The organism is Nocardia sp. NPDC055002 (assembly GCF_053608825.1).
This window is the reverse complement of sequence record NZ_JBSGWE010000016.1, coordinates 24,461-34,346: the sequence shown is the minus strand read 5'-3', so window position 1 is coordinate 34,346 and position 9,886 is coordinate 24,461. Positions and strand designations below refer to the sequence as shown.

The 9,886-nt window shown below is 69.0% G+C and carries 11 protein-coding genes; 5 read left to right on the top strand and 6 right to left on the bottom strand.

Annotated features, from left to right (window positions below):
* Positions 1-378 precede the first annotated feature (378 nt).
* Together rph and rdgB are read left to right on the top strand one after the other, a co-directional pair.
* The gene (gene rph / locus ACWF99_RS33445) at positions 379-1,143 is read left to right on the top strand and encodes a ribonuclease PH (protein WP_378638916.1); all 765 of its coding nucleotides are present in this window, start codon (positions 379-381) and stop codon (positions 1,141-1,143) included.
* Positions 1,144-1,145: 2 nt separating this feature from the next.
* Complete coding sequence (rdgB, locus tag ACWF99_RS33440) at positions 1,146-1,751, top strand: RdgB/HAM1 family non-canonical purine NTP pyrophosphatase (RefSeq protein WP_378996673.1); 606 nt, start codon at positions 1,146-1,148, stop codon at positions 1,749-1,751.
* A gap of 63 nt (positions 1,752-1,814) precedes the next feature.
* Here the strand turns inward: rdgB and ACWF99_RS33435 are convergent, their stop codons facing one another.
* The 3 genes from ACWF99_RS33435 to ACWF99_RS33425 all read right to left on the bottom strand — a co-directional run bounded on the left by ACWF99_RS33435 (position 1,815) and on the right by ACWF99_RS33425 (position 3,741).
* Positions 1,815-2,192, bottom strand: coding sequence for a DUF3817 domain-containing protein (locus ACWF99_RS33435; RefSeq protein WP_378638921.1), 378 nt, complete (start codon positions 2,190-2,192; stop codon positions 1,815-1,817).
* Positions 2,189-2,617, bottom strand: coding sequence for a transcriptional regulator (locus ACWF99_RS33430; RefSeq protein ID WP_378638924.1), 429 nt, complete (start codon positions 2,615-2,617; stop codon positions 2,189-2,191). Before ACWF99_RS33430 ends, ACWF99_RS33435 begins: the two co-directional genes overlap by 4 nt.
* A 158-nt stretch (positions 2,618-2,775) precedes the next feature.
* Positions 2,776-3,741, bottom strand: a complete 966-nt coding sequence (locus ACWF99_RS33425; protein ID WP_452538351.1) for a GlxA family transcriptional regulator — start codon at positions 3,739-3,741, stop codon at positions 2,776-2,778.
* A gap of 121 nt (positions 3,742-3,862) precedes the next feature.
* On the opposite strand from ACWF99_RS33425, the gene ACWF99_RS33420 reads away from it, so the two are divergent.
* Positions 3,863-4,795 (top strand): NADP-dependent oxidoreductase, encoded by a 933-nt coding sequence (locus ACWF99_RS33420; protein WP_452538350.1) that lies wholly within the window; start codon positions 3,863-3,865, stop codon positions 4,793-4,795.
* 6 nt (positions 4,796-4,801) lie between these two features.
* On the opposite strand, the gene ACWF99_RS33415 is transcribed toward ACWF99_RS33420, so the two are convergent.
* The 3 genes from ACWF99_RS33415 to ACWF99_RS33405 all read right to left on the bottom strand — a co-directional run bounded on the left by ACWF99_RS33415 (position 4,802) and on the right by ACWF99_RS33405 (position 7,001).
* Positions 4,802-5,677 (bottom strand): oxidoreductase, encoded by an 876-nt coding sequence (locus tag ACWF99_RS33415; protein ID WP_452538349.1) that lies wholly within the window; start codon positions 5,675-5,677, stop codon positions 4,802-4,804.
* Positions 5,678-5,714: 37 nt separating this feature from the next.
* Positions 5,715-6,632 carry a sigma-70 family RNA polymerase sigma factor gene (locus ACWF99_RS33410; protein ID WP_452538348.1) on the bottom strand — a complete coding sequence of 306 codons (918 nt, stop codon included), beginning with the start codon at positions 6,630-6,632 and terminating at the stop codon, positions 5,715-5,717.
* An 81-nt stretch (positions 6,633-6,713) separates the two neighbouring features.
* On the bottom strand, positions 6,714-7,001 hold the full coding sequence (locus ACWF99_RS33405) for a hypothetical protein (protein WP_378638938.1): 288 nt from the start codon (positions 6,999-7,001) through the stop codon (positions 6,714-6,716).
* Between the two features lie 107 nt (positions 7,002-7,108).
* Between ACWF99_RS33405 and ACWF99_RS33400 the strand changes: the two genes are divergently transcribed.
* Positions 7,109-7,741 carry a TetR/AcrR family transcriptional regulator gene (locus ACWF99_RS33400; protein WP_378638940.1) on the top strand — a complete coding sequence of 211 codons (633 nt, stop codon included), beginning with the start codon at positions 7,109-7,111 and terminating at the stop codon, positions 7,739-7,741.
* An 85-nt stretch (positions 7,742-7,826) separates the two neighbouring features.
* Complete coding sequence (locus ACWF99_RS33395) at positions 7,827-9,839, top strand: MDR family MFS transporter (protein WP_452538347.1); 2,013 nt, start codon at positions 7,827-7,829, stop codon at positions 9,837-9,839.
* The last annotated feature ends 47 nt before the right edge of the window (positions 9,840-9,886 follow it).

Here is a 9,886-nt window from a genome sequence, read left to right as displayed (position 1 = left end):
GCGCCGGGCCTGCGCCGGGTCACTCGGGCTTGGTCGGCTCGCCGGCGCCGCTGCCCCGGCGACCCGGCCGCGGACCGGCCACTTCGTGGCCGTCCCTCCCTAGGGGTCGGGAGTGCGGTGGCTGGTGGTGCGGTCATGGCGGATCTGGGGTTGAACGGTGGGGCCGGCTAGTGCGGTAGGGCTGCGGACTTCGGGTGTGTGGAGTCGCTAAGAGTGCGGTAGGGGTGTGGACTTCGGGGTGCGCGGTGTCGCGGGGAGTGCGGTAGAGCTACGGACCTTGGGGTGTGCGGTGTCGCGGGGAGTGCGGTGTGGGTGCGGGCTTCGGAGGCTTCGGTGTGGCTGGGCGGGGAGTGGGGGGCACGCGCTAGTGTGTCGGCTGTGTCTAGACGAGCTGATGGTAGGGCGGATGACGAACTCCGCGACGTGAAGATCACTCGGGGATTCACCACGCACCCGGCGGGGTCGGTGCTGGTGGAATTCGGGCAGACGCGGGTGATGTGCACCGCGAGCGTCACCGAGGGGGTGCCGCCGTGGCGCCGGGATTCGGGGCTGGGCTGGCTCACCGCGGAGTACGCGATGCTGCCCGCGGCCACGCACACGCGCAGTGGGCGGGAGTCGGTCAAGGGCAAGGTCGGTGGGCGGACGCAGGAGATCAGCAGGCTGATCGGGCGCTCGCTGCGGGCCTGCATCGACCTGGCCGCGCTCGGCGAGAACACGATCGCGCTCGACTGCGATGTGCTGCAGGCCGACGGTGGCACGCGCACCGCCGCGATCACCGGCGCCTATGTGGCGCTCTCGGACGCGGTGACCTATCTGGCCGCCGCGGGCAAACTGGCTGACCCGCAGCCGATTTCGTGCATGATCGCCGCGGTGAGCGTGGGTGTGGTCGATGGGCGTGTTCGCCTCGACCTGCCCTACGAGGAAGACTCGCGCGCCGAGGTCGACATGAACGTGGTGGCCACCGACACCGGAACACTGGTCGAGATCCAGGGCACCGGCGAGGGCGCGACGTTCCCGCGATCGACCCTGGACAAGATGCTCGACTCGGCCTTCGCCGGTGCCGAGCAGTTGTTCGCGATCCAGAAGGCGGCGCTGGCACTGCCGTACCCGGGCACCCTGCCCGAGCCGTCCGCGAAGAAGTAGTCGTGGCCGTGCGTGTGCTGGTCGCCAGCCGAAATGCGAAGAAGCTGAAGGAGCTTCGCCGGATCCTCGATGAAGCCGGGGTGGCCGGAATCGAATTGGTGAGCCTGAACGAGGTGCCCCCGTACGAGGAGGCGCCCGAGACCGGCGCCACCTTCGAGGAGAACGCGATCGCGAAGGCGCGTGACGGTGCCGTCGCCACCGGATTGCCCTGCGTGGCAGACGATTCCGGCATCGAAGTCGACGCGCTGAACGGGATGCCGGGTGTGCTGTCCGCTCGGTGGGCGGGCGGCCACGGCGACGACGCCGCGAACAACACCCTGCTGCTCGCCCAGCTGGGCGACGTCCCCGACGACCGTCGCGGCGGCCGCTTCGTCTCCACCTGCGCGCTGGTCCTGCCCGACGGCACGACCACGGTGGTGCGCGGGGAATGGCCCGGCACCATCGCCCGTGAACCTCACGGCGACGGCGGTTTCGGCTACGACCCGCTGTTCCTGCCCGAGGGCGGTACCGGCAGCGCCGCCGAACTCACCCCCGCCGAGAAGGACGCGGTCTCCCACCGAGGCCGCGCGCTCACCCAGCTCATCCCGGCCCTGGCCGCTCTGGCCTGACCGACTCCACAACACAAGCGCCGCCGCTCCGGATCACCGGGGCGGCGGCGCTTGTCGTGGGAGTCAGAGGCTGTACTGCTGCTTCACGTCTTTGGCGTTGCGGTGCTCGACGAAGAACGACAGCAGCGGGATGGTGCCCGCGATCAGAGTGCCGACGGTGCGGCCGATGGGCCAGCGGACCTTCACGGCGAGGTCGGCGGTGACCAGCAGGTAGGCGAAGTACACCCAGCCGTGCACGACCGCGATCCAGCTGGGGGTGTCGACGCCGAAGCCGTACTTGGCGATCATCTCGACGGTGAGCAGCAGCAGCCACAGGCCGGTGACCCAGGCGAGCACGCGGTAGCGCTGCAGGGCCGAGGTGATCTTGGCGATGGGGGCGCTGCCCGCGGGGGCGGCGGTGGCATCGTCGAGCGGCGGTGCGGTGGTGTTGTTGTCGGTCACCCGGCGTTCCTCTCGGGGGAGTGCAAGCCGGCGGTGCGGACCTGCGCATCGATGTCGCTGGCGTGCAGTTGCGCCAGGTACTGGTTGTAGGCGGCCGTTTCCGGGTCTTCGGACTTCGCGGCCTCGGGGCGTTCGGGCAGGATGCCCGCGGGGATCTCGCGCGGCGCCTCGGCCTTGCCCGGACGCGGCGGCGCGGGCTCCTCGGCCTCGCGTTCCAGCCGCACGAACCGCACATAGGCGAACACCGCGAACCCGGCGAACAGCGGCCACTGCAGTGCGTAGCCGAGATTCTGGCCGGTTCCCGACGACGATTCGAACCGCTCCCACTGCCACCAGGCCAACGCCAGACAGCCCAGTGCGGCGACACAGACCAGCGCGATCAGGGCCGGTCGATTGTGCGTCGGGCGCGAAGGTGGAACGGACACGCGCTCCACGGTACCCGCTGGGTTTTTTGGAGCACTGGCGCGCTCGAGTCCGCGGCCCCTGGTGTCCCGAACCCGCCGCTGCGCGGCGGGGCCCTCCTCGAGGTCGGGCCGTGCGGGTCGGGGTCGGTGATGGTGCCTCGGTGTGGCTGGTCAGCGGGTCAGCGCGACGTTCCCGCTTGGAAGGTCTGGCGGTAGGTGGTGGGGGAGACGCCGATGGCGGTGGACAGGTGCTGGCGCAGGGAGGCGGCGGTGCCGAGGCCCGAGTCGGCGGCGACGCGGTCGACGGGGAGGTCCGTGGCTTCGAGGAGGTGGCGGGCGTGGTCGACGCGTCGCTGGGTGAGCCACTGGCCGGGTGGGAGGCCGGTCTCCTCGCGGAAGCGGCGGCAGAAGGTGCGCACGCTCATGCGGGCGTGGGCGGCGAGTTCGGTGAGCGGCAGTGGGCGATCGAGGTGGGTCATGGCCCAGGCGCGGGTGGCGGCGGTCGTCGCGGTGCTGGGTTCGGGGATCGGTCGGTCGATGAACTGGGCCTGCCCACCTTCGCGCCACGGCGGCACGATGCACAGACGGGCGACGTGATTGGCGACCGCGCTGCCGTGATCGCGGCGCAGCAGGTGCAGGCAGGCATCGATCCCGGCGGCGCTGCCCGCCGCGGTGAGGATGCGTCCCTCATCGACGAACAGCACATCGGCATCCATTTTGACCTGCGGGAACAGGGCGCGGAACCGGTCGGCTTGCCGCCAGTGCGTGGTCGCGGGGCGGTCGTTCAGCAAGCCGAGGGCAGCGAGTACGAACGCCGCGGTGCAGATCGACACGATGCGGGTATCCGGTCTGAGCCGACCGAGCGCGTCAGCCAGGTCGGCGGGCATCCACTCCTCCTCTGGGGCGTCACACGCGGAGAAGGGCGGGATCACCACGGTGTCGGCCTCGGCGAGCGCGCTGCTGTCGTATTCGACAGCGATGGTGAAGTCGGCGTTGGTCGACACCGGGGCCCCGTCGAGGCTGCAGGTGCGCACGTCGTAGAGCGCGGCGCCGTCGGGATCGGTCGCCGTGCCGAAGATCCGGGCGGGAATCCCCAATTCGAACGGATAGACCCCGTTCAGCGCCAGAACCACCACGCGATGCATGGCAAGATTCTTGCACATATTGGCTTTCTTGCCACTCGTCGATGATTCGCGCACCCGGCATCGTGGACTTCACACGGCCGGTTCGCAGCGAAACGGCCTGGGAGACACAGGGAGACGCGCCATGCGGGCAATCGGTCAGGACACCTTCGGCGGACCCGAGGTCCTGCGTGTGATCGAGGTCGACAAGCCGAGCCCCGGACCGGCCGAAGTGCTGATCCGCGTACATGCGGCCGGGGTGAACCCGACCGATTCCTGGCACCGCGCCACCGGCGGGCTCCTCGGCGCGATCGCACCGCTGGGCTGGGATGTGTCCGGCGTGGTCGAGGCCGTCGGCGTCGGTGTCACCCTGTTCGCGCCGGGCGACGAGGTCTTCGGCATGCCGCGTCAGCCGCGTGCCGCGGGCGCCTACGCCGAGTACGTCACCGCACCGGCCCGCCACCTCGCGCGCAAGCCGTCGAATCTCACCCACGTCGAAGCCGCCGCGCTGCCGCTCGTCGCGCTCACCGCCTGGCAGGCGCTGGTCGACACCGCCGACGTGCGGCCCGGCCACCGGGTGCTGATCCATGCCGCCGCGGGCGGGGTCGGGCACGTCGCGGTGCAGATCGCCAAGGCGCGCGGCGCGTACGTCGTCGCCACCGCGCGCGCCGACAATCACGACTTCGTCCGCGACCTCGGCGCCGATGAGGTGATCGATTACACCGCAACGGATTTCGTCGACGCGGCCGATGGCATCGACATCGTCGTCGACACCATCGGCGGCGAATACGGCCCGCGCTCGCTGCGAACCCTGCGGCCCGGCGGCATCATCGTGTCGCTGGCTTCCCCGGCGGAAGCGGCCCTGGTGGAGGTCGCCCGCCCGCTCGGCCTGCGGGCCGGGTTCATGATCGTCGAAGCCGACGGCGCGGGTCTGCGCGCTCTCGCGGACCTGGTCGAAAGCGGTGCGCTGCGACCGCACGTGGAAACCGTCCTGCCACTGGAACTCGTGAGCAAGGCCCACGAGATCAGCGACAATCAGCGCACCCGCGGCAAGATCGTGCTCACGGTCACGCAGTGAGGATGATCAGAACTTGTAGCTGATCCCGGTCATCCGCTCGGATTCCTCCCACAGCCTGCGCAGCAGCTCGGGATCGCGTGAGATCTTGCTCGACGGGCACGCCTCGACCGGTCCCTGTGACTGCATCAGCCGGTTGGGTCCCCAGTACACGGTGGGGTCGGCGTCCGGCTCGGTGGCCGCGAACAGGGTGGAGTGGGCGGCCTTGTGTGGTGGGTGGCCGATGAGCTTGATGAACGGTTTGCTGACCTTGTCGAGGGGGGTCTCGGTGCGGGCGAACAGGTCCGTGGCCGAGACCCCGGGGTGCACGGCGTAGGACTTCTTCGCCGACCCGGCCTCGGTGAGCCTGCGCTGGAGTTCACGGCCGAACATCAGGTTGGCGAGCTTGGCCTGGGCGTAGGCGAGATTGCGCTGGTAGCGGCGGTTCTCGTAGTTGAGGTCGTCGATCCACAGCTTCGGGGTCTGCTTGTGCGCGATGCTGGCGAGCGAGATCACCCGGTCGCGAACGCGGTCGAGCAGCAGTCCGGTGAGCGCGAAGTGGCCGAGGTGGTTGACGCCGAACTGCGTCTCGAACCCGTCGGCGGTGCGCGAGAACGGGATGTTCATCAGGCCCGCGTTGTTGATCAGCACATCGAATTCGCCCTGCTGTGCGGCGAATTCGCGTACAGAGGCCAGATCGGCCAGGTCGAGCGCGGCCACCCGCACGTCACCGGGGATGGCGTCGGCGATCGGCTGCGCTTTGCTCGCGTTGCGGCAGGCCATGATCACCGTGGCGCCCTTGCCTGCGAGCACCTTGGTGGTCTCGGCACCGAGGCCGCCGTTGGCCCCGGTGATCACGAACGTGCGCCCGGACTGGTCCGCGATGTCAGTTGGTTTCCATGCCATGCTCCTATCTTACTCTGGAGTAAGATAGGAGGGAAGGTCAGCCCAGCAATCCGGTCAGCGTACGGGTACAGGCGGGTTTACGCAGCTTGATCATGGCTTTCGCCTCGATCTGGCGCGCCCGTTCGCGGGAGAAGCCGAGCGCCGAACCCACCTCCTCCAGCGTGCGGCCCTCGCCGCGGTCGAGGCCGAAACGCAGTCGGATGACGGCGGATTCGCGCTCGGTGAGCCCCGCCAACGCCGCCTCCACGTAGCCCCCGAGCATCCGCGCCGCGACCACATCCGCCGGCGCGGGCGTGGTGTCGGGCAACAGTGAGCCCAGATCGGTGTCCTCGCCGACGGGCGCGTGCAGCGACACGGGCTCGGCTTCGTGCCGCAGCACCGCCGCTACCTGCGCGACGGTGAGGTCGGCGCCCGCGGCCAGTTCCTCGGTGGTGGCCGCGCGCCCCAGCTGATGCGCCAGCTCGCGCCGCACCCGGATCACCCGATGCAGGACATCGGCCACATTCGAGGGCAGCCGGATCGTGCGCCCCTGATCGGTGAGTGCGCGCCCGATCGACTGCCGGATCCAGAACGTCGCGTAGGTGGAGAGCTTGAGGCCGCGCTCGTGGTCGAACTTCTCCACCGCACGCATCAGCCCCAGCGTGCCCTCCTGGATCAGATCGAGCAGCGACATCCCGGTGTTGGTCGGGAACCGGCGCGCGATGGAGACGACCAGGCGCAGATTCGCCCGCACCATGTGATCTTTCGCGCGCAGTCCGTCGAGTTCGGTGCGGCGCAACAGTTCTCGTCGTGCGGCGGTGAGTTCGGCGCCGGCCGCATCGATCTCGGCACGCGCGGCCGAGCCCGCGGCGATCCGCGCACCGAGGGCGTATTCCTGTTCGGCGGTCAGCAGGGGCGTGCGCCCGATGGCGGTCAGGTAGTCGCGAATGGGGTCGGCGGTGACGGTGGTGGTCAAGAGAACTCCCGTTCGATGTGGGGCTGGTGACCGGTGGGGCGACGGCGCCCCACCGGTCGGGTTACGCGGGGATCGCAGTGACTACTTGCCGGGAATCCGGATCGGGCGGCGCACGGCCGTCGACCGGGTCTGCGCGCCGCGAATGGCCGAGCCGGTTCCACGTCGCCGGTGCGCCGGGAAAGACGCTTCGACGCGGCGGGCCGCCCGGGGTCGGCCGGGCAGGGGGAGGGGTTGCGGCGCGGTCATGATCTCGCGGACCGCGTCGTCGAGTGAACGTCGCATCGTCGTGAATCGGGCCATATCGGCTGCTCCTTCGGTGGTGGAACGGGTGTTGAGGGGCTCGGCGGCGATATCGGGTCCGTGCGGCATGCGCTGTCTCCTTCGATCGTGTCGCTTGCGGCGACGGACATAAACTTAGAACGAACCTAAAAATATGTCAAGAACAAATTTAGGACGAGTTCAGATATGCTGGTGACATGACGACGCAGCAGGGCCTCCGTGCCAGGAAGAAGCAGCAGACCAGGCAGCAGATCTCGGACCGGGCGACCGAGCTGTTCCTGGCTCGCGGATTCGATCAGGTGACCATCGCCGAGGTGGCCGCGGCCGCCGATGTCTCGAAGATGACGGTCACCAACTACTTCCCCCGCAAGGAAGACCTGGCGCTCGACCTCGGCGAGATCTACATCGAGCAACTCGCGTCGATCGTCCGGGAACGCGCGCCAGGCCAGTCGGCACTGGCCGCGCTGCGCCACGCTTGCCTGGCAGCCATAGCGGCGCAAGACCAGCTCATCGGCTTCAGCGGCGAGCCGTTCGCCAGGATGATCGCCGACAGTCCCGCGCTGACCGCGCGCGGGCGCGATCTACACGACGCCCGTCAGCTGGCATTGGCCGACGCACTCGCCGCCGAGACGGGTGCCGCGCCCGATGACATCACCCCGCGCGTTGCCGCGGCCCAGATCGCCGGCGTGCAGCGAGTGCTGTTCAACGAGATCATGCGCCGCACCCTCGAAGGCGAATCCAACGCCGAGATCGCCGCCGCGCTGACTCGCGATGCCGAGATCGCGTTCGACACGCTCGAACCCGGCCTGGGAAACTACGCCGTCCGCTGAGCGATCGGTGGCGATTGCTGCCGTGTCACTGAGCTCTCGCGCAGGGCCTGAAAGCCCATACTGAGGCATGCCGGATGGTGTTGCTGTGGACAAGCCCGTCGAGCCGATGAGTAAGGCGAAGATCAATATCGTCTTCGCGACGGTGGTGCTCGGCATGCTCATGGCCGCCCTCGACCAGACCATCGTGTCGGCGGCGCTGCCCTCGATCGTCGCCGACCTCGGCAGCGCCGGGCACATGGCCTGGGTGGTGACCGCGTATCTGCTCGCCGAGGCCGTCGCGACCGTGCTCGCGGGCAAGCTCGGCGACCTGTTCGGCCGCAAACTGCTGTTCCAGATCAGCGGCATCATCTTCATCGCGGGCTCGGCGCTGGCCGGCGTCGCGGGCGGCATGGGCGTGCTGATCGTGGCGCGCGGAATCCAGGGCGTCGGCGCGGGCGGGCTGATGGTCACCTCGATGGCCCTGATCGCCGACACCATTCCGCTGCGTGAACGCGGCAAGTATCAGGGCGCCCTCGGCGCGGTGTTCGGCGTGACCACCGTCGTCGGGCCCACCCTGGGCGGGTTGTTCACCGACCACGCGAGCTGGCGCTGGTGTTTCTACGTGAATGTGCCGATCGCGATCATCATGGTGGTGATGGCGGCGCGCACCCTGCCGCACCTGCGCGCGGTGACCCGGCCGGTGATCGATTACCTCGGCATCGGCCTGATCGCGCTCGGTGTGTCGTCGCTGATCCTCGGACTCGAGTTCGGCGGTAGCGAATATCCGTGGGGCTCTTGGCAGATCATCGGCTTGTTCGTGCTCGCCGCCGTGCTGATCACCGGATTCGTGCTGGTGGAGAACCGCGCGAAGGAGCCGATGCTGCCGATGCGGTTGTTCGGCAGCCGCGTGTTCACCGTGTCGTCGGTGCTCAGTTTCATCGTCGGTTTCGCGATGCTCGGCTCGATGACCTATCTGCCCGCCTATCTGCAATATGTCGACGGGGCGACGGCGACGATCTCCGGCGTCCGCACCCTGCCGCTGGTGGTCGGCCTGTTCGTCACCTCGGTCTTCTCCGGTCAGGTCGTCGGCAAGACCGGGCAGTACCGGTACTTCCCGGTCGTCGGCATGGCGGTGATGGCGGTCGGCCTCGCCCTGATGTCGACGATGGGCCGCGGCACCAGCGTGTGGCTGGAATCGCTGTACATGCTGATTCTGGGTGCCGGGCTGGGCCTGTCGATGCAGGTGCTCACCATCGTCGTGCAGAACACCGTGCCCTACGCCGATCTGGGCACCGCCACCTCGGGGGTCACCTTCTTCCGCACCCTGGGCAGCGCGTTCGGCACCGCGGTCTTCGGCACGCTCTACAACAACAAGAGCAAACCCGCGCTGGCGGAGGCATTGCAGCAGGCCCCCGGCGTCTCACCGGAGGTGGCGGCGAACCCGAAACTGCTGCGTGAGCTACCGCTCGAGCAGTCCGCGCCGATCATCGACGCCTACGCGAATTCGATCGACTACGTGTTCCGCTGGGTTGTTCCGGTGGCGCTGGTCGGTTTCGTCGTCGCCTGGTTCCTGCCGCAGGTGCGGTTGCGTGACAGCGCTCGCCACGGCGCGGCCGACGTCGGTGAGGGTTTCTCGGTGCCCGATTCGCACGACCGGGTGGTGCAGCTGGAACGCTCGGTCGCCACGACGGTGCGCAAGGCCAGGGCGGAGAAACCGCTCATCCCCCAGCTCATCACGGCCTCGGGTAGCACGCTGAGCCCGGACTCGGTGTGGGCGCTGGGGCAGGTGTACCTGTACTCCAAGGAAGAGGTGCCCGCCACGGTGTATGCCATCGCCTACCGGCACCGGCTGCCGGTGGAGGTGCTGTCGCCGGTCTTTCGGCAGGCCGTCGATGCGGGTCTGCTGCACGACGACGGGGGCACCCTGTCGCTGACCGCCGACGGCGACAACGAGGTCGACAAGCTGCGCGCGGGCTGGCGCCGCTGGCTCGGCGACCGCCTCGACGACTGGAATTCGGAGGACCCGGTCGACCGCGCGCTGCTCGACGAGGCGCTGTCGAAGATCGCGGCCAAGCTGCTCGACCAGGGCGCTGATAGCAGCGAGGTATCGAAAGTCTGATTTCAGTTGTCCACTCCGCTGAACGAGCCTTGCCGCGGAATACTCGT

Bases quoted from the DNA above. Each gene is read 5' to 3' on its own strand.
- ACWF99_RS33425 (WP_452538351.1), bottom strand. From the start codon at position 3,741: ATGCATCGCGTGGTGGTTCTGGCGCTGAACGGGGTCTATCCGTTCGAA.
- ACWF99_RS33420 (WP_452538350.1), top strand. From the start codon at position 3,863: ATGCGGGCAATCGGTCAGGACACCTTCGGCGGACCCGAGGTCCTGCGT.
- ACWF99_RS33415 (WP_452538349.1), bottom strand. From the start codon at position 5,677: ATGGCATGGAAACCAACTGACATCGCGGACCAGTCCGGGCGCACGTTC.
- ACWF99_RS33405 (WP_378638938.1), bottom strand. From the start codon at position 7,001: ATGCCGCACGGACCCGATATCGCCGCCGAGCCCCTCAACACCCGTTCC.
- ACWF99_RS33400 (WP_378638940.1), top strand. From the start codon at position 7,109: ATGACGACGCAGCAGGGCCTCCGTGCCAGGAAGAAGCAGCAGACCAGG.